Here is a 26573-nt window from a genome sequence, read left to right on the forward strand (position 1 = left end):
GTCCGAAGTCTACGAGCGGGAGTGGCGGGCCCGTACCGATTTCGCCGCGTGGCTCAGAAGGACAACATGCCGCTGATCAGGGCCTGCCAGGTCATCGGGCCGACGATGCCGTCGACCGCCATCGACGGTACGTCCGCCTTGATGGCCTGCTGGAAGTCGCGGACGAAGCGTTCCGTGACCGGACCGAAGATCCCGTCGATCTGCGGCCCCTTGCTCGGGTCGCCGGACAGGTTGCGGAACTGGAACTCCTCCTGCACCGCGCGCACCGCGTCGCCCTGCGAGCCGCGCCGTACGGTGATGATGAGTGCGCCCCACGTCTGCGGCCCGACGATGCCGTCCACGGTGAGGTGCTTCTGCGACTGGAAGGCGCGCACCGCCGTTTCGGTGCGCGGGCCGAAGTCACCGTCCACGGTGACGGTCTGCCCGCGCGCCCGCAGCAGGTACTGCAGGCTGGGCACCGGGTGGTCTTCGTCGCCGCGGCGCACGATCGGCCAGGGTGAGAGGGCGGCCATGTCGATCATCCCCTTCGGGCGGCGCTGCGTGGGCCGCCCCTGCCGCCATGGTGACCCGCTTGTGCACGCCTGCCCACCGGGTGTCACCGTTGCGACACGAGGATCCCCCGTCCGCGTCAGCGGAACGGACGAAACCCGCGTCAGCGGGCGAGACGAAACCCGCGTCAGCGGGCCAGGCGGGGGCCGCGCGTCAGCGGGCCAGGCGGACGCCGCCGCCGTCGCGCTTCGCCCGGTACATGGCGGCGTCGGCGCCGCGCAGCAGCCGGGGCACGTCGCTGGCGTCGTCCGGGAACATCGCGACGCCGATGCTGGCGCCGATCGTGACCGTCCGGCCCTCGATGTCGAACGGCTCGCTGAGCCGCTGGTGGATCCGCTCGGCGGCGGTGGCGGCCGACGCGTGGTCCGGGTTGCGGGTGAGCAGGATGGCGAATTCGTCGCCGCCGAGCCGCGACACCAGGTCGTTGTCCCGCACGGTACGCAGCAGCCGGTGCGCGACGGCCTGCAGCAGGGCGTCGCCCGCGTGGTGCCCGGCGGTGTCGTTGACCTGCTTGAAGCCGTCGAGGTCGAGCAGCAGAAGGGCGGTCCGCTCGCCCGAGCGCTCGGCCGTGGCCACCGCCTGCTCCGCGCCTTCCAGCAGGTGGGAGCGGTTCGGCAGGCCGGTCAGCGCATCGTGGAACGCCTGGCGGGTGAGTTCGGCGACGTGCTGCTGCTCGGCCTGGCGCAGCCGGGCGCTGTCGACGATGAGCGCCCCCTCGACCGCAAGCTGGCGGGCCAGGCCGTGGTCGTCGGCGCTCCAGCGGCGGGTGCCGGTGGAGTCGCCGCACAGCACGATGCCGACCGGGCCGGTCGCGGACATCAGCGGCATGGCGATGAACGAGCGCAGCCCCATGGTGTGCACGAAGCCGCCGGGCGAGACCCCGACGGTTTCGACGTCGCTGACCAGCACGGGCGACCCGTCCTGGACGGCCGCCCGCCAGATGGGCGAGTCGTTGGCCATCTTGCCGATCAGGTTGCGCTGGAGGCTCTCGGTGCTGTCGACGGCGGGGCCGACGCCGGTGGCGTAGCGGATCCGGCCGTCGGTGTCGACCAGGTGCAGGCCGGAGAATTCGGTACGGAACGCCTCGGCGGTCGCCCGGGCGACCAGCTCGGCGGCGGTCTCGACGCTGGTGGCGACCGTGCCGCGCTCGAAGAGGCGGCGGATCGTGGTGGTCGCGTTGGCGAGGAACTGCCGCTGCCGTTCCGCCTCGAGCGACTGCAGCGTCGCGGCCAGGTGCAGACCGGCCGACGCGACGACGTCCTCGCGGACCCGGTCGAGGCGGCCGCCGGTCAGCACGAGTACGCCGACCGTCTGGCCGCCGATGCGCAACCGTACGGTCAGCCGGTCGCCGTTGCGGGTCGGCGGCGCACCGGCCGGAACGCGGAAGACCATGCCGGCGGTGCGCAGTTCGCCGGGTTCGGGCTCCCCGACGGTCGCGACCGGATAGAGTCCGCCGTCCTCGGAGCTGAGGGTGAAGACCGTGGTGCAGCGCAGTTCCGCCAGCTCGCCCAGGTGACGGTGGACGAGGTCGAGAACGTGCTCGATGACCGGTGTGTCCCGGGTCATGACGTCCACCAGGGCAGCAAGCAGGTCGGTCTGCACGTCGACCGCATGGGCCTGCGCGGGCAGGGTTAACCCGTCCCGGCTACCGGCGAGGCGCACGCCACTGCTCACAGTCACGGACCTATGGTCGGCAGCGACCCCGCCGGCTTGAGGTTGCTGCCACGGGGGTTTCCTGAAGGCCCCGGTGCACTACCGTGGCGGACCGGGTGCGGCGCAGCGCATCCGAGCGGCGGAAAGGGACACCAGCGATGAAGGTGTGTGTTGTCGGCACGGGGTACGTGGGTCTGACCACCGGTGCGTGTCTGGCCTATCTCGGACACGACGTGACCTGTGTCGAGCTGGACGCGGCGAAGGTGGAGTCGCTGCGGGCGGGCCGATCGCCGATCTACGAACCGCACATGGACGAGTTGCTGGCCGAGGCCGCCGAGCGGCTGCGCTTCACCACGGAGCACGCCGAGGGGGTTTCCGGCGCCGATGTCGTGTTCATCGCGGTGCAGACGCCGTCGCTGCCGGACGGCAATCCGGACCTGCGCCACCTGCGTTCGGCCGCGGAGAGCGTGGGTGAGCACGTCACCGGCCCGTTCACGGTCGTGGTGAACAAGTCGACCGTGCCGATCGGCAGCGGCAACTGGGTGGACGCGATCCTGCGCGAGTCCTTCGAGCGCCGCCACGGCCGCCGCCCGGACGGCGAGTTCGCGGTGGCGTCGAACCCGGAGTTCCTGCGCGAGGGTGTGGCGCTGTTCGACACGCTGTACCCCGACCGGATCGTGATCGGCTCGGACGACCCGCGCAGCCTCCAGGTGCTCAACGAGCTCTACCGTCCCATCCTCAACCAGACTTTCACCCCGCCGACGTTCCTGCCCCGCCCGGGCGAGGTCGGCGCGGTGCCGATGGTCTCCACCGACCTGGCCTCCGCCGAACTCATCAAGTACGCCGCGAACGCCTTCCTCGCCATCAAGATCAGCTACATCAACGAGATCGGCCGGCTGGCGGGCCGGGTCGGCGCCGACATCATGGAGGTGGCCCGAGGCACCGGGCTCGACGCCCGGATCGGGCCCCGGTTCCTGGAGCCCGGGGTGGGGTGGGGCGGCTCCTGCTTCGGCAAGGACACCGCGGCGCTGATCACGACCGCGGGGGAGTACCACCACGACATGCCGATCGTGCAGGCCGCCCGGGAGGTCAACGCGCGCCAGCGCCGCATGGTGGTGGACCGGCTCCTCGACGAGCTGCGCCTGATCAAGGGCCGGCGGATCGGCCTGCTCGGGCTCGCGTTCAAGCCGGAGACGGACGACCTGCGCGATTCCCCGGCGATCGACATCGCCGAGCAGTTGATCGCGCACGGCGCACGGGTGGTGCTGCACGACCCGGTGGCCGCGGGGCGCTTCCGCCGCGAGCGCCCGGACCTGGCCGGTCACCTCTGCGACAGCGCCGAGGCGGTGTTCGACGACAGCGACGCGGTGGTGCTGGTGACCAAGTGGTCGCACTACCTCGACCTGGACTGGGGCAAGCTGCTGCCGACCATGCGGACCCCGGTCCTGCTGGACGGGCGGCACTGCCTCGACGCGGAGCGCATGCGCCGCCTCGGCTACCGCTATCTCTGCGTGGGCGGCTGACCGCCACCCCGCTAGCACCCCCGAACGCCGCCCGGCCCCGCGCCGGGCGGCGTTCGTCGTCTGTGCGGGATCGAAGATCGTCAGCACGGAAACCTTGACGTTACCTGAGCAACATTGTTGGAATGTGTTGGCTCATGGCGTTCCGCGAGCGCTTTCCCACTTCCCGAGGACGCAGCCCTTTCCCCACGAAGGACGCAGCCGATGAACCGGATGTTCTCCCTGGCCGCCGCGGTCCTGCTGGCGCTCGGCCTCGCCGGGCCCGCCGGCGCCGCGCCCCCGCGACCCGCCGCCCCCGCCTGGCACCCCGGCGTTCCACCCCTGGCCACCCGCTGGACCGGCGAGGTCGGCCCGGACAACGCGCTGCCCGAGTACCCGCGCCCGCAGTTCACCCGTGCCCGCTGGCAGAACCTCAACGGCGTCTGGCAGTTCGCCGAGGCCGACACCGGGCAGGCCCCGCCGGTCGGGCGGGACCTCAGCGAGCGGGTCCTGGTGCCGTACCCGATCGAATCCGCGCTCTCCGGCATCCAGCGCCACGAGGACCGGATGTGGTACCGCCGCACCTTCGAGGTGCCCGCCGGGTGGCGGGTGGGCGCGGGCAACCGGCTGCTGCTGCACTTCGGGGCGGTCGACTACGACGCCCGGGTCTGGGTCAACGGCGTCCAGGTGGCGACCCACCGCGGCGGCTACGACTCCTTCGACGCCGACGTCACGGACGCGCTCACCACCGGCCCGCAGGAACTCATCGTCTGGGCCGAGGACCTCACCGACGCCACCGGCCAGCCGATCGGCAAGCAGCGCCGCACCAGCGACCACGGCATCTTCTACCAGGGCAGCTCCGGCATCTGGCGCACGGTGTGGATGGAACCGGTCGCCCCGGCCCACCTTGAGGGACTCACGACGACCCCGGACGTGCCCGCCGGGGTGCTGCGGCTGACCGCGCAGGTGGCGGACGGCGCCGGGCTCACGGTACGGGCCGTCGCCCGCGCCGGCGGCCGGGTCGTCGGCCGGGCCTCCGGCGCGGCGGGCGCCCCGCTGGCGGTACCCGTGCCCCAGGCCCGGCTCTGGTCGCCCGACTCGCCGTTCCTGTACGACCTGGACGTCACGCTGTATCGGGGCGGCCGCGCCGTCGACGCGGTCGGGTCGTACTTCGGCATGCGGCAGATCGGCACGGCGCGCGGCGCCGACGGCAGGCTGCGCATCACGCTCAACGGCCGGATCCTCTTCCATCTGGCGAACCTCGACCAGGGCTTCTGGCCGGACGGGCTGAACACCGCGCCCACGGACGCCGCGCTGAAGTTCGACCTGCAGCAGGACAAGCGGATGGGCTTCAACGCGGTGCGCAAGCACATCAAGGTCGAACCGGACCGCTGGTACTACTGGGCCGACAGGCTCGGTCTGATGGTGTGGCAGGACATGCCCGCCACCAACACCGGGCCGATGCCGCAGCAGTGGCGGGGACAGTTCGAGTCCGAGCTGCACGAGATGGTGCGCGAGCACCGGAGCTGGACGTCCATCGTGGCCTGGGTGCCGTTCAACGAGGGCTGGGGGGAGTGGGACCGGGCGGCCACCGGGCGCATCGCCGACGAGGTCAAGGCGCAGGACCCCAGCCGGCTGGTCAACGCGCACAGTGGCGTGAACTGCTGCAACTCGCACGGCGACGCCGGTCGCGGCGACGTCATCGACTTCCACCAGTACCTCGGCCCGGCCTACCTGTCGCCCAGCGGCGAGCGGGTTGCCATCGACGGCGAGCACGGCGGCTACGGCCTCAAGGTCGCCAACCACATGTGGTTCGGGGACGGCCATGCGTACGAGATGGAGCCCGACTCGGCGACCCTGACCGGCAGGTACGTGGCCAACCAGCAGGACGTCCTCGCCTCGGCCCGCGCGTGCGGCATCAGCGCGTCCGTCTACACCCAGCTCACCGACGTCGAGGGGGAGGTCAACGGCTTCTTCACGTACGACCGGCAGGTGGCCAAGATGGATCTCGGCCAGGTCCGGGCGATCAACACCAGGATCATCGCGCAGGCAGACGGCTCGGCCGGTCAGGTGCCGCAGCCGCCGCCCGGCACGCCCGGGCTCACCGGGGTCGCGTTCTACCCCCTCGACGGCACGGGCGCGGATCAGGCCGGTGACCACGACGCGACCCTGGTCGGCGGCGCCGCCTTCGTCGCGGGCCACCACGGGCAGGCGGTCGCGCTCGACGGGGCCACCCAGTATCTGGATGCTGGTGCGCCCATCCTGGACACCGCGGCGGACTACACCGCCGCGGCGTGGGTCAAGCTCGACAGGGTCGACGGCGCATTCCAGACCGTGGTCAGCCAGGACGGGCCGACCACCAGCGACTTCTACCTGCAGTACGCCGGGGCCGACCAGCGGTTCGCGATGAGCTTCGCCGGGGTGCGGGCCCTGGCCCCGATCAGGCCCGAGCCGGGCCGGTGGTACCACCTCGCCGGGGTACGCGACACGGTGAAGGGCGAGCTGCGCCTCTACGTCGACGGCGAGCTGGCCGGGACGAGCAGCGCCTGCCGGCCTCGGTCCGCCCCCACCGGGAACACCGTGATCGGCCGGGGCCGCTACGGCGGTAACCCGGTCGACTTCCTGGACGGCACGGTCGACCAGGTTCATCTGTACGACCGGGCGTTGAGCGCGACCGAGATCCGGCAGCTGTTCGAGTCGGGCGCCTGATCAACCGGTGACCACCGCGGTCGCCCCTGCCCGCTGCTCGTGTGACGCCAGGCGGTCAGGGCGACGCCCCGGGGTGCGGGGTCGGGTGCGGGGATGGCGCGCTCGCCGCGAGGTGAGGTCCGGCGCCCCGGCTGACACGGCCGGGGTCGCCGGACCGGCCGCGATTGGCCGACCGGTGCGAAATCCCCGACAGAAGCGCAGGTCAAGGTGGGTTTCGGGGCTAGCGTGGGGCATGGCCGAGCTGCGTGTCGCCACGTTCAATCTGGAGAATTTCGACGAGACCGCGGCCGGGGAGCGGCCCAGCCTCGCCGAGCGGATCGTCCTGATGCGTCCGCAGATCGCCCGGCTGCGCGCCGACGTGGCTTGCTTCCAGGAGGTCAACGGCCAGGAGCGGCCCGGCCGCCCGCGTGCCCTGCTGGCGCTGCGCGAGCTGCTGACCGGGACCGGGCTCGAACACGCCGAGCTGGTGAGCACCCAGCCGCAGGGAAACGACGTGTACGACGAGCGGAACCTGGTCGTCGCCTCCACCCTGCACGTTACGGCGCGCGAGCAGCTGAAACACCAGCTGGTGGCCGCGCCCCGGTATCAGCGGCTGACCGCGGTGCCGGCGGACGCGGCGCCGGTCGAGGTCAGCGCCGAGCGGCCGATCCTGCACGTGGAGCTGTCCACCGCCGACGGTGTCCCACTGCACGTGATCAACGTCCACCTCAAGTCGAAGATCCCCACCCCGATCCCGGGGCAGACCCTGGACGCCTACACCTGGCGTACGGCGGACGCGTGGGCCGAGGGGGTGTTCCTGTCCAGCATGAAACGGATGGCGCAGGCGGTGGAGGTGCGCCGCCTGGTCGACCGGATCCTGGACGCCGACCCGGCGGCGCGCATCATCGTGGCAGGCGACTTCAACGCCACGCCCGACGACGTGCCCGTGCTGGCCATCCGGGGCAGCGTCGAGGACACCGGCAACGGCGACCTGGCGGGCCGGGTTCTCGTGCCGATCGAGAACACGGTGCCGTTGTCCAGCCGGTACACGCTGTTCCACCAGGGCCGGGGCGAGATGCTCGACCACCTGCTGGTGACCCGCAATCTGCTGGCCCACTACCGGGGTTCGGAGATCCACAACGAGGTGCTGCACGACGAGAGCGCGTCGTTCGCCACGGACCGCAAGTTCCCCGAGTCGGACCACGCTCCGGTGGTGGCCACGTTCGACCTGCCGTAACGGCGACCAACTGTTTCCAAGTCATCACAGACTGATTGCATTGGGAGCGCTCCCATGCAATGCTGGCGGGACCGGCGGCGACGACCGATGTCCATGTATCGATCAGCGCTGCCAGGGATCCCGGGCGTCGGCGACCGCGTCGGCGGCACCCGGTCGCGCCCACCCCACTCCATCCCCGAGGAGTCCCCCATCATGAGATCCGATCCACCCACCCGGCGCTCCCGCCTGGCACGCGGGGCCACCGCGGCCGTCGTGGCAACCGCCGTCTCCGGCGTCGGTGTCGTCACGCTCGCCCCCGGCGCACACGCGGCGGCCGGCTGCCGCGTGGCCTACTCCGTCAACCAGTGGAACACCGGCTTCACCGGCTCGGTCGACCTCACCAACCTCGGCGACCCGATCACCAACGGCTGGACCCTGGCCTGGGAGTTCACCGGCAACCAGCACATCACCCAGGGCTGGAACGGCACGTTCAGCCAGACCGGCCAGCGGATCAGCGTGGCCAACCCCGCCTGGTCCGCCGCGCTGGCCACCAACGCCACCGTGTCGCTCGGCTTCAACGCGGACTACTCCGGGACCAACGCGGTCCCCGCCACGTTCTCGCTCAACGGCGTCGCCTGCACCGGCTCGACCCCCAGCACCCCGCCCACACCCCCGCCCACACCCCCGACCACCCCGCCCCCGACCACCCCGCCCCCGACCACCCCGCCCCCGACCACCCCGCCCCCGACCTCGCCGCCCGCGGGGACCCGGGTCGACAACCCGTATGTCGGCGCCAAGGGCTACGTCAATCCCGAGTGGAAGGCCAAGGCGGACGCCGAGCCCGGCGGCAGCCGGATCTCCAGCAACCCCACCGCGGTGTGGCTGGACCGGATCGCGGCCATCAACGGCAGCAGCTCCAACGACGCCATGGGGCTGCGCGACCACCTCGACGCCGCGCTCGCCCAGGGTGCGGGCTACATCCAGCTGGTCATCTACAACCTGCCCGGCCGCGACTGCGCCGCGCTGGCCTCCAACGGCGAGCTCGGCCCGGACGACCTGGCCCGCTACCAGGCCGAATACATCGACCCCGTCGCCGCCATCCAGGCCGACCCCAAGTACCGCAACCTGCGCATCATCAACGTCATCGAGATCGACTCGTTGCCGAACCTGGTCACCAACACCGCCGGTCAGGCGGGCGCCACCGCGATGTGCGACACCATGAAAAGCAACGGCGGATACGTCAACGGCATCGCGTACGCGCTGCGCAAGCTCGGGGCGATCGGCAACACGTACAACTACCTCGACGCGGCGCACCACGGCTGGATCGGCTGGGATTCCAACTTCGGCCCCACCGCCGACCTGATGCTGCAGACCGCCCGGGCCTCCGGGGACGTCCGCAACGTCACCGGCTTCATCACCGACACGGCCAACTACTCCGCGTTGCGGGAGCCGTACTTCACCGTCGCCGCCACCGTCAACGGGACCTCCGTACGTCAGTCGACGTGGGTCGACTGGAACCAGTACGTCGATGAGCTGACGTTCGCGACCGCGTTCCGGAGCAAGCTCGTCTCGGTCGGCTTCGACCCGGGCATCGGGATGCTCATCGACACCTCCCGCAACGGCTGGGGCGGCCCGAACCGGCCCACCCGGGCCAGCACCTCGACGGACGTGAACACATTCGTCAACCAGTCCCGCATCGACCGCCGCATCCACGCCGGCAACTGGTGCAACCAGTCCGGCGCGGGCCTGGGCGAACGGCCCACGGCGGCGCCCGAGCCGGGCATCGACGCGTATGTGTGGGTCAAGCCGCCGGGCGAGTCGGACGGCTCCAGCACCCTCATCCCCAACGACGAGGGCAAGGGCTTCGACCGGATGTGCGACCCGACGTACACCGGCAACGCCCGCAACGGCAACAACCTGACCGGCGCGCTGTCCGGCGCCCCCCTGTCGGGCGCCTGGTTCGCCGCCCAGTTCCGGGAACTGATGGCCAACGCGTACCCGCCGCTGTCCTGACCGGACAGCGCCACCGCCGGACCGGACCCCGCCGCCGAGCAGCGGCGGGGTCCGCCGGGTCAGGGGGCCGGGTAGAACCTCGTCGGCATGGTCTGCTGAGCCGCCAGCCGGTTGCGCGTGCGCAGCCGCAGCAGGAGCCCCACCCCGGCGAAGACCAGCAGCGCCCCGACGATCAGGCCGGGTCCGAGCAGGCTGGGGGAGCCGTCCGAGGCGGAGGCGGCGGCGTTGTCGGCCGCCGGGGCGGTCGCGCCCGGGGCCCGCCCGGGCGGTTCCGCGGTGTCGCCGCCAGCCGCGCCGGCGCCGGGTTCGTCCGACTCGTCCGGTGACGGGCTCGGCTCGGCCTCATCGGACTCGCTCGGCTCCGGATCCGCCCCGCCCTGCACCGCGGCGGTCGTGACCGCGGCCCCCAGGGGCCGCACGCCCACATCGAACGCCTGCACCTCCAGCGTGACCCGGCCCTGCGGCGCGTCCTCGTCCGCGGCGACCCGGTACCGCGCCGTCACGGTCTTGCCCCGGCACAGTTCGCCCGGATCGAACTGCACGTCCGTCAGGCGCGCGGCGTCACCGGCGGTCTGCACCTGCACCGGGAAGTCGCCGTCGTCCTCGACCCGCTGCACGCGTACCTGATCGAGGCGCAGGCCCTCCGCCCGCAGCACCGCCGACCAGCGCACTTTGCGGCAACGGCCGCCGCGGTCCGTCGTGACCACGGCGGTCACCGTGCCCGCGTCGTCGCCCGGGGCGAGTGTCTGGGGCGCCTCGGTGATGCGTACCTCGGCGCCACCGGGGCCGGGACCGGGCGCCGCCGATGCGGCAGTGGGCAGGGCCAGGAACGCGGCCGCGACCGCGACCGCCGGCACCGCCGAGAGCAGGGCAGCACGATGCCGCACGGCGACCATCTCCTTACGCTCAGGCGTCAGCTTGCTCGCTCACGAGGTAGTTCGGGCGGGGCCGCCGAAAGGTTCACCGCGTGTGCGGGATATCCCGCTGGGGGGACCTTACTTTCCTCCTACCCCTCGGTTGCACTCCGATGTCGCCGCAGGTCAGAGGCCATATAGCCGGGCGCAATACCAGCCCGGTGCAAAGTTGCCGACAAAGAAGTTCCGGATCGTTCATCCGCACGCGCCCCCGGCACGTAGATGGGGATTGGGCAGGGACCAGCCGCAACGCAGGGTGAGAGAGGTAGGTCAGCGGCACCGCCCAACGGAATAGCGCGGGGCACCCCCCACGGGTGCCGGCGTCAGGAAGGCCCGCCGAGACGCGACCGCTGCGGAGAACGAGGAGTCAATGGCCCGGACGAAGCTGAACCAACGATCCGCCAATCGTGGAAGCGTGCCGATGGATGCCACCGGTGGTCCCACACCGCCATCGAAGATCACGATCGCGATCCTCGCGGTCTCGATCCTCCTGGCGATCTGGGCCGCCATGATGCTGATCCCGGCCGGCCGCGTCCTCTACGTCTACGTCTTCGCCTATCTCGAGTGGTACATGGGTGTACTCACGCTCGTGTCGCTCTCGATCACCATCATGCTCGGCCTGGTCAGCACCGACCGGCTCGTGCTCTCCATCCGGCAGCGCGTCCTGCTGCAGTCCGCCCACCGCACCTTCGGCGTGATCGCCGTCGGCGCGCTCGGCGTGCACCTGTGGGCGAAGCTCATGGAGCAGCACATCCAGGTGATCGATATGTTCATCCCGTTCCTGAACGCGAACTTCTACGTCGGCTTCGGCACGATCTCCGGGATCATCATGGTGCTGGTCCTGTGGACCGGCATCGCGCGCGCCCGGTTCATCGGCCGCGGCAAGCCGTGGATGTGGCGCTCGGTGCACGCCAGCTCGTACCTGATGTGGCCGATCGCGATGGTGCACGGCCTTAACGCGGGCCGTCCCGCCGCGGTCTGGGTCATCGTCAGCTACGTCGTCTGCGCCCTGCTGGTCGTCCTCGGCCTCGCCGTCCGCGTCTCCGTCAGCCTGAACCGTAAGAAGGACTTCGCCTCCCAGTCCGGCACCAGCACGGGCTCCATGAAGCCGGTCGGCAAGCTCACGCCCAGCGCCGGCGCGGGGATGAAGAAGCGCTCGCCGCGCCGCGACAGCGACCGGATCGCCTCCAACCCGGGCCTCACCGAGACCGCGGTGCTGGAGCCGTGGGTCCCGGCCGCCGCACCGGCCGCGGAGAAGCCCGCCGCCGCCAAGACGGACGGCGCCCCGCCCGCCAAGGTGGCTGGCGCCCGGTCCGGGCCCGGCGACGAGGCGTACCGGCGCTCGCGCCGCGACGCCGACGAGGACCGCGCGCCGCGTGGCCGGCGGGAGGACGAGTACGAGGCGCCCCGCTCGCGCCGTCATGCCCAGGCCGAGGAGCCTGCCCGGCGCGCGGCCCCCGGCTACGACGAGGAGACCCGGGCGATGTCGCGGCGGGCCATCGAGTCGGGCCGCCGCCGCTTCGAGGCCGACGAGGAGCCGGCCCCGCGCTCGCGCCGCCGCACCGGCGAGCAGGAGCGGTACGAGCCGCCCCGCTACGAGCGGGAGACCCGTTCCGGCCGGTACGCCGAGGACGAGCCCGCCCCCCGGCCGCGCCGGGCCATCGAGGCCGCCCCGGCCCGCGGCTGGTACGCCGACGACGAGCCCCGCCGCGCCTCGCGCGGCGACGACGAGCCCCGTGGCCGCCGGTACGCCGACGACCTGCCCCGCGGGCGCCGCTCCGCCGAGGACGACGGGTACGCCGACGAGCGGCCCCGCCGCGCCGATCGGTGGGCCGATCCCGGCTACTCGGCGGGCCCCCCGGAACCCCGTTCGGCCCGGTACTCTGACGACCCCTCGCCCGCGCCCCGCTCCCGGCGCGACCGTGGGGATCGCGGCGGCGACGTCGACCGGGCCGACTCCGGCCGGCACAGCCGCAGCGAGTTCGTCGACCTCGGCGGCCCGCAGTACGACCGCCAGGCGTGGGGTCCCGACCTGGAGCCCGACGACACGCCGACCCTCGTGGACATGGCGTCGCGGCGGGCCCGCAGGGCCGAACAGCCCGAAGCCCCGCGCGGGGCGAGCCGGGGGGCTCGCCGCGGCCGGGGCCGTAGCACCGACGATGTGGCCGACGACCAGTACTGGCGTCAGCTGCGAGGAGAAGCGCAGTGAACAAGCACCACCACGGCAGGGGTGACGCGGGGCAGCGCCGGGGGGCGCGGCCATGAGCGCGTCCAAGGTTCCACCGGTCACCGCCATCGGGACCCCGCGCATCACCGCGGGGTTCGACGAGTACGGCCGCCTCGACCTGGTCGCCCACCAGGAGGTACACGGCGGCTTCGCGGCGCTCAGCTCGGGGGAGCTGATCGGGCTGGCAGACCGCATCGAGCTGCGCGGCCGGGGCGGCGCGGGGTTCCCGTTCGCCCGCAAGGTGCGCGCGGTGCTGGACTCGTGCCGCCGCCAGGACCTGCCGCCGGTCATCGTGGTCAACGCGACCGAGGGTGAACCGCCGTCCTGGAAGGACAAGGCGATCCTCACCCGCGGCCCGCACCTGATCCTCGACGGTGCCGCGCTGGCCGCCGCCGCGCTCGACGCCGAGGAGATCGTCATCGGGGTCGCCGACGACGGCATCGGCCAGGACTCGCTGGCCGCGGCGCTGTCCGAGCGCAAGATGCCCGTACCGACCCGGATCGTCACGGTGCCGCACCGGTTCATCTCCGGCGAGGGCGGTGCCCTGGTGCGCGGCATCAACGGCGAGGCGCACATCCCGCCCGGCCGCAAGGTGCGCTCCAGCGACAACGGCGTGATGGGCCTGCCCACCCTGCTGTCCAACGCCGAGACGTACTCGCAGCTGGCCATCGCCGCGCGGCTCGGTCCGTGGGAGTACAACAGCGTCGGCATCCCCGAGGAGCCGGGCACGGTCATGCTCACCGTCGGCGGCTCGGCCACCGCGCCCGCGGTCGTCGAGGCGCCGACCGGCACCCCGCTGATGGACATCCTCACCATGTGCGGCGCGGACATCGGCCCCGGCATCCTGGTCGGCGGCTACCACGGCAAGTGGCTGTCCGCGGAGGCCGCGAAGACCGTCACGATCAGCCGCAAGGGCTTCGCCAAGGCGGGGGCCACCCTCGGCGCCGGCATGCTGCTGCCCATCGGGTCGTCGACCTGCCCGCTCGGCGAGGTCGCCCAGGTCACCCAGTACCTGGCCGGGGAGTCCGCCGGGCAGTGCGGGCCGTGCCGGCTCGGCCTGCCCGACCTGGCCCGCTCGGTCACCCTGGTCTCGCTGGGCGGCAACGCGCTGGAGGACGTCCGGGCCGCCGCGGGCGTGGTCAAGGGCCGCGGCGCGTGCAGCCATCCGGACGGCACGGCCCGGTTCGCGCTGTCCGCGCTGGAGATCTTCCACAAAGACGTCGCGGCGCACGCCAACGGCGAGGGCTGCGGCAAGCAGGTGCGCGGCATCCTGCCGCTGCCGTACCACCAGAACCAGGGCGTCCGTAAGCTCGCCCTGGACTGGTCCCGGTGCGACGGGCACGGGCTGTGCTCCGCGGTCGCCCCCGAGATCATCCGGCTGGACGCCAACGGCTTCCCGGCATTCCCGACGACCCCGCTGCCCCCGTGGCTGGAGGACGGGGCCCGCCGGGCCGTCAACGTGTGCCCGGCGCTCGCGCTGCGGCTCACCGAGGCGGCCGGCAAGTGACCCGGCGGGCCGTGGCGGCGGCAATGGCACTGGCGGTGGCGGCCGCCGGCCTCGCCGCCGCCACGGCCGGCTGCGCCGCCCGCCCGGCCCCGGCAGCCGAATCCGTCGCGACCGCCGCAGGCTCGGGCACCGGTTCCGCCGGATCCGGCGTGCCGGCCAACCTCCGGTTCACGGGACGCACCCTCGACGGCGCGGCGTTCGACGCGGCGACCCTCGCGGGCCGCCCCACTGTGCTGTGGTTCTGGGCCCCCTGGTGCGCCACCTGCGCCGCCGAGGCGCAGTCCGTGGCCGACCTCAGGGACACGTACGGCGACCGGCTCGCCGTGCTCGGCATCGCGGGACTGGGTGACAACACGGCGATGCACAAGTTCGTGGCGGACCTGAACGTGGGCACCGTGCCGCACCTGGACGACGGGCAGGGCGTCCTGTGGCGCCGCTTCGGGATCACCGAGCAGAGCATGTACGTGCTGCTGGACCGCGCCGGTAAGGTGCGCACCTCGGGGTACCTGGACGACCAGCAGCTCACCGCCCAGATCAAGGCGCTGGTGGCCTGAGTCGTGCAGGTGCCGGTGCTGCTCGCGCTGACCGCCGGGATGCTCGGCGCGGTGAACCCGTGTGGCTTCGCGCTGCTGCCCGCGTACCTGTCCCTGCTGGTGTCGGCCGGTGACGGACCGGCCGGTCCGCGTGCCGGCGCGGCCGCGGTGGGCCGCGCGCTGCGCTGCACCGCCGCGCTCACCGTCGGGTACGTGGCCGTGTTCGGCGCGTTCGGCCTCGTGGTCGCGCCGGTGGCCGCCCGGGTACAGCCGCACCTGCCGTGGATGACTGTCGTGCTCGGGGTGGCGCTGGCCGCGACCGGCGGCTGGCTGCTGGCCGGACGCTCCCTGCCCGCGCTCGGCGCCCGGCTGCGCGCCCCCCGGCTGACCGGTTCACTCGCCTCCACGGCACTGTTCGGCGCCGCGTACGCGCTGGCCTCCCTCGGTTGTGCCGCCGGGCCGTTCCTGGCGATCGTGGCCGCGGGCCTGCGGGCCGGGTCGTCCAGCGCCGGGCTGGCGCTGTTCGCGGCGTACGCGGTGGGCATGGCGCTGGTGGTCGGCGTCGTCGCGGTCGCCGTGGCACTGGCCCGTACCTCGGCCGTGACCCGGCTGCGGCGGGCCGCCGCGGTGGCGCCCCGCCTCGGCGGCGCGGTGCTGCTGGCCTGCGGCGGGTACGTCGCCTACTACGGCTGGTATGAGCTGCGCCTCGCCCGGGACCTGCGGGTCGCGGGGCACGATCCGCTCGTCGCGGCCGCCACCGCCGTGCAGCAACGGATCAGTGACCTGCTCGGCGGCGTCGGCGCGGCATGGCTGGCCACGGTCCTGGTGGCGCTCGTGGCGGCGGGCCTGTGGTGGCCGCGCCGGCCACGCCCGGAGATGGGTGATGCCCGATGAGTGTGTCCGCCCCGCCCCCGGTGCAGGCGCTGCACCGCAACGACCCGCGCCGGCTGGGCCGCTACCGGCTCGTCGGGCGGCTCGGCTCCGGCGGCATGGGCGTGGTCTACCTCGGCGAGGATCCGGACGGCGGCCCCGTGGCGGTCAAGCTGGTGCACGCCGCGCTCGCCCACGACCCGGAGTTCTCCCAGCGGTTCCGCAGCGAGGTGCAGCGGGCGCGCCAGGTCCCGTCGTTCTGCACCGCGGAGGTGCTGGACGCCGACCTCGAACACCAGCCGCCGTACCTGGTGGTCGAGTACGTGCCCGGGCCGAGTCTGGGGCAGGTGGTCGACGAGCGGGGGCCGCTGACCCCCGCGAACCTGCATTCCGTGGCCGTGGGGGTGGCCACCGCGCTGGCCGGCATTCACGGCGCCGGGGTCATCCACCGCGACCTCAAGCCGGAGAACGTGCTGCTGGCCCCGGGCAGCCCCAAGGTCATCGACTTCGGCATCGCGCGGGCGTTCGAGGCGACCAGCCAGCTCACCCGCACCGATCAGATGGTGGGCACCGTGGCGTACATGGCGCCGGAACGGTTCTCCTCCGAGCCGGGTGTCCCGCTCACCGCCGCGGCGGACGTCTTCGCCTGGGGGTGTGTGGTCGCGTACGCGGGCACCGGGCGTACCCCGTTCCGGGCCGACTCGCCGCCGGCCACGGCCGCGCGCATCCTCACCCAGCCGCCGCACCTCGACGGGCTGGCCGGACCTTTGCGCAACCTCGTCGAGCTGGCGCTGGCCAAGGATCCGGCGGACCGGCCCACCGCGCGCGAACTCCTGGACATGCTGCTCGGCGAGGCCCCGGTACGGCGTCCAGCCGCGCCCCGGGCGAACCCGGCGCCGGCCCGGCTGCCCAACCCCCCGGCCCGGCATCCGGCGTACGCGGGCCGGACGGTCGCGCAGGCCCCCGGGTACCCCCGCCGTCCGCGCGGTGGCCGCCTGCTGGCGGCCCTGGCGGTGCTGCTGGTCCTCGCGGGTATCGGGACGGTCGCCGCGGTGCTGCGCCTCGACGAACGGGCGCGCGACGCGTTCGTCTCCGACGCCGGTCGCGGCGCCGCGACGGACGGATCCGGCTCGAACGGCTCCGGCGCGGACGCGAACGGAGGTGGTGGCGGTCCGGACGGCTCCGAAGCGGACGGGGGCGGCGGCGGTCCGGACGGCTCCGACGACTCCAGCGGCAAGGGCTCCGGCGGGAACGGCTCCAGCAACAAGGGTCCCGGCGGCAACGGCTCCAACGGGAAGGGCTCCGGGCCGGACGGCGGCAGCGCGGGCGGCGACAGCGGTGGCCCGGCAGCCGCGGACCCTGTGCCGGTGGAGCCGACCGGCGGTGAGCCGAACCTGCAGGATTCGCTCGACTCACCCGGACAGTGGGCCGAGACCGTGGCGCGTGCCGACGGCGCGGGCTGCACGCTCCGTGGGGTGCTGCGTGCCACCCGCACCGGTCCCGGCACGCTGCAGTGCCCCGGCCCGGAGGACCGCTTCGCGGGTGACCTGGGTGTCGAGGTGACCGTCACGCTGCTGGACGCGGGTGGGTGCGCCGCCGTCTGGTTCCACTGGGACCCTGCGGCGGGCGGTCAGGTGCTGCGGGTGTGCCAGCGGGAGCTGTCGGTCGCCGCGGACGCCCCCGGTGACCTTCAGGTCTTCGGCACGGTGCCGCTGTCGCGCCCGATCCAGCTCGGCGCCGACACCCGGATCCACCTGGTCGTCCGCGACGGGCGGGCCGAGGTGTTCCGGGCCGGGCAGTTCGCCGGGGCGGTCCGGTTGCCCGCCGACGGGCCCGACCGGGGCCAGGTGGTGCTCGGGGTCAGCGAGGCGGCCTCGGCCGCCCGGACCTCGGTGACCTTCGCGGATGTGGCGATCCAGTCACTCTGAGGCCCGTGCGCCGATCACGGAGTGTCAGTTAGGCGGCAACGCGGGGCGGGGGGGTTCGCAGGCACTGACATTGCCCGATAAGGTGCCAGTCGGCCGTGGGTCGGCGGCCGTCGACGGGCGGGGACAGGCGTGGGGGCACGATGACGAACGAGCGCGCGGCACCGCTGTGGTCGCGTGACCCGCGCCAGCTGGGCAAATACGAGGTCGTCGGGCGGCTCGGGCAGGGCGGCATGGGCACGGTCTACCTGGCCCGGGATCCCGCCGGGACGCTGGTGGCGGTCAAGGTGGTCCGGGCGGACCTGGCGCCGGACGACGAGTTCCGCCGGCGCTTCCGCAGCGAGGTCGACCGGGTCCGGCAGGTGCCGCCGTTCTGCACCGCGGAGGTGCTCGACGCGGACCCCGACCACGAGCTGCCGTACCTCGTGGTCGAGTACGTCGACGGCCCCAGCCTCGCCGACGTCGTGCAGGACCGCGGCCCGCTGACCGCTGCGAACCTGCACTCCGTGGCGATCGGGGTGGCCACCGCGCTCACCGCCATCCACGGCGCCGGGGTGATCCACCGCGACCTCAAACCGCGCAACGTGCTGCTGGCACCCGGCAGCCCCAAGGTGATCGACTTCGGCATCGCCCGCGCCCTGGAGGCGACCACCGGTCTGACCCGCACCGACCAGATGGTCGGGACGGTGGCGTACATGGCGCCGGAGCGCTTCGGCGACGACGTCCGGCACACGCTGACCCCGGCCGCGGACATCTTCGCCTGGGGCAGCGTCGTGGCGTACGCGGGCACGGGGAAGACGCCGTTCTCGGCCGACTCGCCGACCGCGACCGCCGCACGCATCCTCACCCAGCCACCCGTCCTGGAGGGTCTCTCCGGCCCCCTGCGTGACCTGGTCGCGCATGCCCTGGAGAAGGACCCGGCCAATCGGCCCACCGCGCGCGAGCTGCTCGATCTGCTGGTCAGCGGCGCGCAGCGGACCCCGGCCGCGGCGGCCGCACTGGCACACCAGCCGGGGCTGCGCGCGGCCACCGAGGAGGCCCAGGCCGCCACCGGGTACGACACGAACCGGCAGCTCACCATGCTGAACCCGGCACCCGGGCTGGCCGGGACCGCCGACGGCGAATCCACCACCCGCCCGGTCGCGGCGGTGCAGTCGGCCCCGCCCGACGACGCGGCCGGTGCACCACGGCGCGGGGCGGCCCGGACGGTGGCCGTGGCCGCCGCCGTGGCGCTGGTGGCCGCGGTGCTCGGTGTCGCCGCGCTGCTGGCGTTCGGCCCGCCCTGGTCCGCGGGCGCGGGCGAGCCCACCGCGAGCGCGACGGTCTCCACCACGTCGCCGACCCCGCTGGTCACCGACGCCCTGGCGGCTCCGTCGCTGTGGCAGCTGTCCTCGGACGAGGACGAGAAGGCGAGCTGTTCGTTCGACGGGGCCCTGGTGGTGCGCCGGGAGAGCGGCGGATCGTTCCGCTGCCGCGGCCCGGCGGACAAGCTGCCCAGCGACCTGCGCACCGAGGTGGATCTGCAGCTGCGTACGCCGGGCAGTTGCGGGAGCATCTGGCTGCGGTTCAAGGTGAACCGTGGCTACCAGGTGCGGTTCTGCGAGAAGGCCGTGTACGTGGGCGTGCACAAGCGGGCGAACCCGGACGTCTACAAGACCTTCCCGCTGGACGCCGCCCCGCTCGTCGTCGGCGGCCCGCCGACCCACGTGACGGTGACCATCGCCGACGACACCATCGTGGTGCAGCGCGACGGCGCGGCGCTCGGCACCGTGCCGCTACAGGACCGCGATCTCATCGACGGGCGGGTCGTGCTGGGCATCTTCACCGAGGAGGGCGTGCCCGCCGGGCAGCCGTACGAGGTGGCGTTCCGCAACGTCCAGATCTACCCCGCGCACTGACCGGCCGGGGTGACGCGGTCCCGCGTCACCCCGCTGCGGGATCAGTCCTTGGCCAGGCCCGCCCGGCGCAGGGCGTCCGCCATCGCGCCACCGTTGAAGCTGCCGCCCGAGCTGGACCCGCCCGAGCTGGACCCGCCTGTGCGACCCCGTTGACCGCCCTGCCGACCGTCGCGCGGCTGGCCCTGTCGCTGGCCGCCCTGTCGCTGGCCGCCCTGCCGCTGCTCGGCCTGGCCCGAGCCGCCGCCCTGCCGCCGCTGGCCCTGGCCTGAACCGCCGCCGCCCTGGCGCTGCTGGCCCTGGCCGGGACGGCCGTCGCGGGACCGGCCACCCGCTTCCCGGCGCGGGGTGTCCTCCAACCGCATCGTCAGCGAGATCCGCTTGCGGGCCTCGTCGATCTCCACCACGCGGACCTTGACCACGTCGCCGGACTTCACCACCTCGCGCGGGTCCTGCACGAACGTGTCCGACAGCGCGGACACGTGCACCAGGCCGTCCTGATGCACCCCGACGTCCACGAACGCGCCGAACGCGGCCACGTTCGTGACCACGCCCTCCAGGATCATCCCGGGCTTCAGGTCGGCGATCTTCTCGACGCCCTCGGCGAAGGTGGCGGTGGTGAACGCGGGCCGCGGGTCCCGGCCCGGCTTCTCCAGCTCGCGCAGGATGTCCGTGACCGTGGGCAGCCCGACCGTGTCCGTGACGAACCGGTCCGGCTTGAGCCCGCGCAGCAGCGGGCTGTTGCCGATCACCGACCGCAGGTCCGAGCCCGCGGCCGCGAGGATCGTGCGGACCACCGGATACGACTCGGGGTGCACGCTGGAGGCGTCCAGCGGGTCGTCGCCGCCCGGGATGCGCAGGAAGCCCGCGCACTGCTCGAACGCCTTCGGGCCCAGCCGGGCCACCTGCTTGAGCGCGGACCGGTTGCGGAACGGCCCGTTCGCGTCGCGGTGCAGCACGATGTTCTCGGCCAGCCCGGCACCGATGCCGGAGACCCGGGTCAGCAGCGGCGCGGACGCGGTGTTCACGTCGACCCCGACCGCGTTCACGCAGTCCTCCACGACCGCGTCCAGTGACTTCGACAGCTTTAGCTCGGACAGGTCGTGCTGATACTGCCCGACCCCGATCGACCGTGGGTCGATCTTCACCAGCTCGGCGAGCGGGTCTTGCAGGCGGCGGGCGATGGAGACCGCCCCGCGCAGCGACACGTCCATCCCCGGCAGCTCCTGCGACGCGTACGCGGAGGCCGAGTAGACCGAGGCGCCCGCCTCGGACACCATCACCTTGGTCAGCGTCAGCTCGGGATGCCGCTTGATCAGGTCGGCGGCCAGCCGGTCGGTCTCCCGCGACGCGGTCCCGTTGCCGATGGCGACCAGTTCCACGCCGTGCGCCGCGGCGAGCGCGGCCAGCTTGTGGATCGACTCGTCCCACTTGTTCTGCGGCACGTGTGGGTAGATCGTCTCGGTGGCCACGCACTTGCCGGTCGCGTCGACCACGGCCACCTTCACGCCCGTACGGAAACCGGGGTCCAGGCCCATCGTGGCCCGCGTGCCCGCGGGCGCGGCCAGCAGCAGGTCCCGCAGGTTGGCCGCGAACACCCGGACCGCCTCGTCCTCGGCCGCCTGCCACAGCCGCAGCCGCAGGTCCGCGCCGAGGTGCACGAGGATCCGGGTACGCCAGGCCCAGCGCACCGTGTCGGCCAGCCACTTGTCGCCGGGCCGCCCGTGATCGGCCACGCCGAAGCGGGCCGCGATGCGCGGCTCGAACGACGACGCGTCCTCCGGCTCCGGTTCCATGGTCAGGTCGAGCACGTTCTCCTTCTCGCCGCGGAACACCGCGAGGATCCGGTGCGACGGCAGCTTCGCGTACGCCTCGGCGAAGTCGAAGTAGTCCGCAAACTTCGCGCCCTCGGTCTGCTGCCCGTCGCGCACCTTCGCGATCAGCCGGCCCTTGGTCCACATGAGTTCGCGCAGCTCACCGATCAGGTCGGCGTCCTCGGCGAAGCGTTCGACGAGGATGGCGCGGGCGCCGTCCAGCGCGGCGGCGGCGTCCGCGACACCCTTGTCGGCGTCCACGTAGGCCGCCGCCTCGGCGCGCGGGTCGCGGGCCGGGTCGCCCAGCAGCAGGTCGGCGAGGGGCTCCAGCCCGGCTTCGCGGGCGATCTGCGCGCGGGTACGCCGCTTCGGCTTGTACGGCAGGTAGATGTCCTCCAGCCGCGCCTTGGAGTCGGCGGCCATCACCTGCGCCTCGAGGGCCTCGTCCAGCTTGCCCTGGGAGCGGATCGACTCCAGCACGGCCGCCCGGCGTTCCTCCAGCTCCCGCAGGTAACCCAGCCGTTCCTCCAGCGTGCGCAGCTGCTGGTCGTCCAGGGTGCCGGTGACCTCCTTGCGGTAGCGGGCGATGAACGGCACCGTCGCGCCACCGTCCAGCAGTTCCACCGCCGCGGTCACCTGGCGCTCGCGAACCCCGAGCTCCTCGGCGATGCGCTGATGAATCGTGGTCGTCACTCGTTCACCTCTCGTAGGACTGCCGCGACGATTGTGCCCAAGGGCGCCGGGGGTTGTCTCGCCGCCCCGCTCATCCATGCACGCTGGGGTGACGATCCGCGGGGGTACCGGCGCGCACCGCCCGGAGGGCCACTTCGGTGCGTGACGACGCGCCGGTCTTGCGCAGCAGGTTGGACACGTGCACCGTCACGGTGCGTACCGAGATCCCCAGTGCGCGGGCGATCTGCTTGTTCGACATCCCCTCGGCGAGGCAGCCGAGGACCTCCCGCTCCCGGGCGGTCAGCGGTGGCTCGGGGACCTGGTCCCCGGCGCTGCGTTCGGCGTGCTGACCGGTGGGCTGCAGGTAGCCGGGCAGCGGCTCGTCGATCAGCGCCTCCGGGCCCCGCCCGGCCGCCATCGCCAGCAGCTCCGTCAGCCGGTACGGGTTACCGCCGGTGCGCCGCCACACCGCGGACGCCAGCTGCGCCGACGGGCTGGCGTCCGGGTACGCGTGCGCGATGATCTGCGCGACGTGCCCGGCGTCCAGCGCGCCGAGGTGCTGGCGTACCGCGCCGGGCACCCCGGAGAGCCGGGCGAGGCTGCGCGCGGCAAGTTGCGGGGACACCGCGTCGTCCGGCGGGCGGCTGGTGACCAGCAGCAGGGTGGGCAGGTCCGTGGCGGCCAGCTCACCGATGAGGTTGAGGCTGGCCGGGTCGAGCGCGTGCAGGTCCTCCACCACGAGCACCGCGGGCCCGGCGCCGACCAGCGCCCGCACCGCGGCCACCGCCAGCCGCAGCAGCGCTTCCGGGGTGTACCGCTCCCGAGGGACGTCCGGGCGCTGGGCCAGCCAGGCCAGCGCGTCCGGCGGCACCGGCAGCGCGTCCGTGTCCCGCCCGGCCAGCACCGCGGCCAGCCAGTCGTACGGCGCGGGGGAGTGCAGCCGCGCCGCGCCGGTCAGCACCGCACCCGGCCGTACGTCCTGCAACAGCGCCCCGACCAGGGCGCTCTTGCCGGTCCCCGGCTCACCCGTGAGCACCGCGGGCAGGCACCCGCCCTCGTCGTCGACCCGCTGCCACGCCCGCCGCAGCTCGTCGAGCGCGGCGGCGCGACCCACCATTGGTACCGCCATCACCACCCAACACTACGTAGTAGGTACTACAGACAGCACCGCAGGTTCTTGGCAGTCTGGTGGCATGACGCTGGTACTACGCGCCGTCACGGCCACCGATCAAGGGCTCGTGCGCGACAACAACGAGGACGCGGCGTTCGTCGGCGCCCGGCTGCTCGTCGTCGCCGACGGCATGGGCGGCCTGCCCGCCGGGGAGCTGGCCAGCGACATCCTGGTACGCACGCTCGCGACGGTGGACGCCATGCCCGACTCGGGGGAGCCGTTGCAGGATCTGATCACGGCGCTGGGCACCGCGAACGAGCGGATCGAGGCGGCGGTCGCGGACGACGGCGCCCGCGACGGCATGGGCACCACCGTGACGGCCCTGATGCTGACCGGGGACGCGATGGCCGCGATGAACGTCGGCGACTCCCGCTGCTATCTCAGCCGCGACGGGCAGCTGACCCAGCTCACCCGCGACGACACCTACGTGCAGGCGCTCGTGGACTCCGGGGTGCTCACCCCGGCCGACGCACGCCGCCACCCGCAGCGCGCGCTGGTCACCCAGGCGGTGCAGGGCGGCCCGCTGCGCCCGGCCGGGCGGATGGTGCCGGTGCAGCCGGGCGACCGGTTCCTGCTGTGCAGCGACGGGCTCTCCGACTACGTCGCCGACGAGGTGATCGCCGAGACGCTGCGCCAGCACCCGGACCGGCAGGAGTGCGCGGCGGAACTGATCGCCCGCACGCTGGAGGCGGGCGCACCCGACAACGTCACGGTGATCGTCGCCGACGTCGAGGCAGGCTGACCTGCTCACCACGGAACGCCTCGTGCTGCGCCGGTTCCGGGACGCCGACGCCGCGGCGCTGTCGGCGTACCGGTCCGATCCGGACACCGCCCGCTACCAGTCCTGGGAAGCCCCGTTCTCACTCGACGCGGCGCGGGCGTTCGTCGCCGAGATGGCCGTGGCCGACCCCGACGGTCCGGGATGGTTTCAGTACGCGGCCGAGCGCACCGCCGATCACGTCCTGGTCGGCGACGTCGGGGTCGGCACGCACCCCGGCGGGCGGCAGGCGGATCTCGGCTTCACCCTGGCGCCGCAGCACCGCGGCCACGGGTACGCCACCGAGGCCGTGACCGCGGTCCTGGACCACCTGTTCCGGGTACGCGGACTGCACCGTGTCTCGGCCGAGTGCGACGCCCGCAACCTCGCCTCGGCCCGCCTGCTCGAACGCGTCGGCTTCACCTCCGAAGGGCTGCGCCGTCAGCACACCTGGGCCAAGGGCGAGTGGACCGACGACCTGCTGTACGGCCTGCTCGCCACGGACTGGCTCACCCGTCATTGAAGACGGCCGCGTCCGGTCCGCTCTGCCGGGATCACCTGCGCAGGGTCTGGCCGGGCGGTTGGCCGTACTCCTGCCGGTAGGCGCCGGTGAACCGGCCGATGTGACCGAAGCCCCAGCGGACGGCGACGGCGGCGACCGTCGTGCCGTCGCCCGGCTGGGCGGCCAGCAGCTGATCGTGGGCGCGGGCCAGCCGGACCCGGCGCAGGTAGGCGAGCGGGGTGGTGTCGCGGTGCCGGTGGAACGCCTGGCCGAGGGTGCGTGGTCCGACCTGGGCCGCGGCGGCGATGTCGGTCACGGTGATCGGCTCCCCGGCGTGGGCGTCGATGAACGCGATCGCCCGGCGCACGGTCGCCGCACCGGCCGGATCGCGCGGCCTGCGCTGCTCCGTGGTCGTGGCGGTGTTCGGGAACGTCGCGAGCAGGCTCGCCGCGACCGCCTGCTCCGCGGCGGCCAGCAGCAGGGGCGGCTCCAGAATGCCGGTGTAGATTCCGCGCCGCACGAACTCCACGGTGACCAGCCACTGCCGCTGTGCCGCGGGCGAGATCGGCCGCAGGTCGGTGAAGTGCAGCCCCGCCGGGTCCAGTCCGGTCTGCTCCTCGGCCACCCGCTGCAGCACGCCCAGCGGCATCCGCACGCTGGCGTACCAGCAACAGTCGTTGAGCAGCGAGAAGCCGTCGGGTGGGAACAGCAGCACGCCATGCTTGGCGACCCGCACCTCGGTGCCGTGCCAGCAGGTCTGGTGCCGCCCGGACAACAGGCGCCCGGCCGCGACGAACGGCATCGGCGGCCATGCGGCGTGACTGGTCGCCGCCGTGTAGCGGGAGTAGTCGAGGGTGAGCGCACCCACCGCCCCCGACTCGGAGAAGAACTCGAACCCGCGGGAGCGGGGTCGCACCTGCCGTCGATGGCCGTTGTAGCGGGTGGCGATCCAGGCGTAGTGCTCGTCGGGGTCCTGGGTGTGGATCCGGGAGATGTGCCGTGGCGTCTCTCGACCATCTGGTGCCGTCGCATCACCGTCCGGGCACCGGTCTGCAGTGGTGTCCTGGTCCGACATGACCACTCCCTGACTGCGTGACCCCGGTCTGTGCGGCGGTACAGGCCGCTCCGGCGGCCGGGGGTGTCTCCACCCTCCCACGCCACGCGCGCGCTGGACAGCCGGGCAGTCGCCCTCGGCGGTCGCTAGCGGCCGGGTGGTTGCCCGTAGGCGCGGCGGTAGTCGGCCGCGAACCGGGCGGGGTCGGCATAGCCCCAGCGCGCCGCGATCTCCTGGACGGTGACGCCGGGGCCGGCGTCCCGCAACTGCTGGTGGCCACGGGCCAGCCGGATCCGCCGCAGGTAGGCCGTGGGGGTGGTGCCGAGATGGCGACGGAAGGCGCGCTGCACGGCACGGACGGTGACGCGGGCGGCGCGGGCGATGTCGACGACGCTGATGTCGAGGTCCGCGTTGGCCTCGATGAAGCCGACCGCGCGGGACAGGGCGGCGACGGTGGCGTCGGTGCGGTCGTAATGCTGCGGCTCGGTGGCGCAGGTGTTGGGGAACGTGGTGAGCAGGGTCGCGGCGAGGAGCCGCGCGAACGGGCCGACCAGCAGGGGGTGGGTGATGAACTCGGGGGCGTTCCGCACGCTGTCGGTGACGTAGTCGACGACATGCAGCCAGCGGCGGACGTCGGCCGGACCGGCCGGGCGTGCGGAGGTGAAGCGCAGCGGGGGCCGGGGACGCTCGGGGTCGTTGCCGGCGACCTCGGCGACGACCTGCGGGGCGATGCCGACCAGCGAGCCCACCAGGGCCTCCTGCCGTACCCGGTGGGGCCCGCCCGTGTGGACGTGCAGGCCCAGGTCACCGATGCCGTACCGGACGTCGCGGTCAAGGTCGGTGCGCATTCCACGATGGACCCGCGTCACCATGATCGGCGTATCCGGGCCGGAGCGGTATTCGATGACGGCCTGGTGGTCCAGGGAGTCGAGGCAGAACGATCCAGCGCTGAGCCGGGTGTGCCGGAGCCGGTAGGCGTCCGGGTGGCAGCGGATGGTCATGGCCGAGTCGAACGCGGCACTGAGGTAGGCGCGGGCGCGGTCGGGGTCGGTGGTGGCGAACTCGATCCGATTCCGGTCATTGGCCTGGGAATGCATGGTGCTGGGCACGCAGC

General features: G+C 73.3%; 19 protein-coding genes. 12 read left to right on the forward strand and 7 right to left on the reverse strand.

The window, feature by feature from the left end:
- Nucleotides 1–53: 53 nt before the first annotated feature.
- Complete coding sequence (locus ACMCNO_RS15320) at nt 54–512, reverse strand: peptidoglycan-binding domain-containing protein (protein WP_412750104.1); 459 nt, start codon at nt 510–512, stop codon at nt 54–56.
- Nucleotides 513–702: 190 nt separating this feature from the next.
- The gene (locus ACMCNO_RS15325) at nt 703–2229 is read right to left on the reverse strand and encodes a diguanylate cyclase domain-containing protein (RefSeq protein WP_412750105.1); all 1527 of its coding nucleotides are present in this window, start codon (nt 2227–2229) and stop codon (nt 703–705) included.
- Nucleotides 2230–2360: 131 nt separating this feature from the next.
- On the opposite strand from ACMCNO_RS15325, the gene ACMCNO_RS15330 reads away from it, so the two are divergent.
- The 4 genes from ACMCNO_RS15330 to ACMCNO_RS15345 all read left to right on the forward strand — a co-directional run bounded on the left by ACMCNO_RS15330 (nt 2361) and on the right by ACMCNO_RS15345 (nt 9618).
- On the forward strand, nt 2361–3725 hold the full coding sequence (locus tag ACMCNO_RS15330; RefSeq protein WP_412750106.1) for a UDP-glucose dehydrogenase family protein: 1365 nt from the start codon (nt 2361–2363) through the stop codon (nt 3723–3725).
- A 201-nt stretch (nt 3726–3926) separates the two neighbouring features.
- Complete coding sequence (locus tag ACMCNO_RS15335) at nt 3927–6410, forward strand: LamG-like jellyroll fold domain-containing protein (RefSeq protein ID WP_412750107.1); 2484 nt, start codon at nt 3927–3929, stop codon at nt 6408–6410.
- A gap of 232 nt (nt 6411–6642) precedes the next feature.
- On the forward strand, nt 6643–7626 hold the full coding sequence (locus ACMCNO_RS15340; RefSeq protein ID WP_412750108.1) for an endonuclease/exonuclease/phosphatase family protein: 984 nt from the start codon (nt 6643–6645) through the stop codon (nt 7624–7626).
- 192 nt (nt 7627–7818) lie between these two features.
- Complete coding sequence (locus tag ACMCNO_RS15345; RefSeq protein ID WP_412750109.1) at nt 7819–9618, forward strand: glycoside hydrolase family 6 protein; 1800 nt, start codon at nt 7819–7821, stop codon at nt 9616–9618.
- 59 nt (nt 9619–9677) lie between these two features.
- On the opposite strand, the gene ACMCNO_RS15350 is transcribed toward ACMCNO_RS15345, so the two are convergent.
- Nucleotides 9678–10505 carry a hypothetical protein gene (locus tag ACMCNO_RS15350; RefSeq protein WP_412750110.1) on the reverse strand — a complete coding sequence of 276 codons (828 nt, stop codon included), beginning with the start codon at nt 10503–10505 and terminating at the stop codon, nt 9678–9680.
- Between the two features lie 448 nt (nt 10506–10953).
- On the opposite strand from ACMCNO_RS15350, the gene ACMCNO_RS15355 reads away from it, so the two are divergent.
- From ACMCNO_RS15355 to ACMCNO_RS15380, 6 genes are all read left to right on the forward strand, one after another.
- Nucleotides 10954–12741 (forward strand): translation initiation factor III, encoded by a 1788-nt coding sequence (locus tag ACMCNO_RS15355; protein ID WP_412753708.1) that lies wholly within the window; start codon nt 10954–10956, stop codon nt 12739–12741.
- 52 nt (nt 12742–12793) lie between these two features.
- A complete protein-coding gene (locus ACMCNO_RS15360) occupies nt 12794–14266 on the forward strand; it encodes an NADH-ubiquinone oxidoreductase-F iron-sulfur binding region domain-containing protein (RefSeq protein WP_412750111.1) in 1473 nt (490 codons plus the stop codon).
- Between the two features lie 23 nt (nt 14267–14289).
- Entirely contained in the window at nt 14290–14820 is a 531-nt protein-coding gene (locus ACMCNO_RS15365) for a TlpA family protein disulfide reductase (RefSeq protein ID WP_412753709.1), read from the forward strand.
- 3 nt (nt 14821–14823) lie between these two features.
- Nucleotides 14824–15693, forward strand: coding sequence for a cytochrome c biogenesis CcdA family protein (locus ACMCNO_RS15370; RefSeq protein ID WP_412750112.1), 870 nt, complete (start codon nt 14824–14826; stop codon nt 15691–15693).
- Complete coding sequence (locus ACMCNO_RS15375; RefSeq protein WP_412750113.1) at nt 15690–17597, forward strand: serine/threonine-protein kinase; 1908 nt, start codon at nt 15690–15692, stop codon at nt 17595–17597. Before ACMCNO_RS15370 ends, ACMCNO_RS15375 begins: the two co-directional genes overlap by 4 nt.
- Before the next feature lie 140 nt (nt 17598–17737).
- The gene (locus ACMCNO_RS15380; RefSeq protein ID WP_412750114.1) at nt 17738–19492 is read left to right on the forward strand and encodes a serine/threonine-protein kinase; all 1755 of its coding nucleotides are present in this window, start codon (nt 17738–17740) and stop codon (nt 19490–19492) included.
- Nucleotides 19493–19533: 41 nt separating this feature from the next.
- Here the strand turns inward: ACMCNO_RS15380 and ACMCNO_RS15385 are convergent, their stop codons facing one another.
- Nucleotides 19534–21996, reverse strand: a complete 2463-nt coding sequence (locus ACMCNO_RS15385; protein WP_412750115.1) for a Tex family protein — start codon at nt 21994–21996, stop codon at nt 19534–19536.
- A gap of 70 nt (nt 21997–22066) precedes the next feature.
- Nucleotides 22067–23104 carry a LuxR C-terminal-related transcriptional regulator gene (locus ACMCNO_RS15390; RefSeq protein WP_412753710.1) on the reverse strand — a complete coding sequence of 346 codons (1038 nt, stop codon included), beginning with the start codon at nt 23102–23104 and terminating at the stop codon, nt 22067–22069.
- Nucleotides 23105–23168: 64 nt separating this feature from the next.
- Here ACMCNO_RS15390 and ACMCNO_RS15395 point away from each other — a divergent pair, with 64 nt between their 5' ends.
- Together ACMCNO_RS15395 and ACMCNO_RS15400 are read left to right on the forward strand one after the other, a co-directional pair.
- On the forward strand, nt 23169–23888 hold the full coding sequence (locus tag ACMCNO_RS15395; protein ID WP_412750116.1) for a PP2C family protein-serine/threonine phosphatase: 720 nt from the start codon (nt 23169–23171) through the stop codon (nt 23886–23888).
- A gap of 22 nt (nt 23889–23910) precedes the next feature.
- Nucleotides 23911–24426, forward strand: coding sequence for a GNAT family N-acetyltransferase (locus ACMCNO_RS15400; protein ID WP_412750117.1), 516 nt, complete (start codon nt 23911–23913; stop codon nt 24424–24426).
- Nucleotides 24427–24457: 31 nt separating this feature from the next.
- Here the strand turns inward: ACMCNO_RS15400 and ACMCNO_RS15405 are convergent, their stop codons facing one another.
- A complete protein-coding gene (locus tag ACMCNO_RS15405; RefSeq protein WP_412750118.1) occupies nt 24458–25480 on the reverse strand; it encodes a helix-turn-helix domain-containing protein in 1023 nt (340 codons plus the stop codon).
- Between the two features lie 125 nt (nt 25481–25605).
- Entirely contained in the window at nt 25606–26568 is a 963-nt protein-coding gene (locus ACMCNO_RS15410) for a helix-turn-helix transcriptional regulator (protein WP_412750119.1), read from the reverse strand.
- Nucleotides 26569–26573 lie beyond the last annotated feature (5 nt).

The sequence above is a fragment of the Krasilnikovia sp. M28-CT-15 genome (assembly GCF_047159595.1).
Classification (GTDB): domain Bacteria; phylum Actinomycetota; class Actinomycetes; order Mycobacteriales; family Micromonosporaceae; genus Actinoplanes.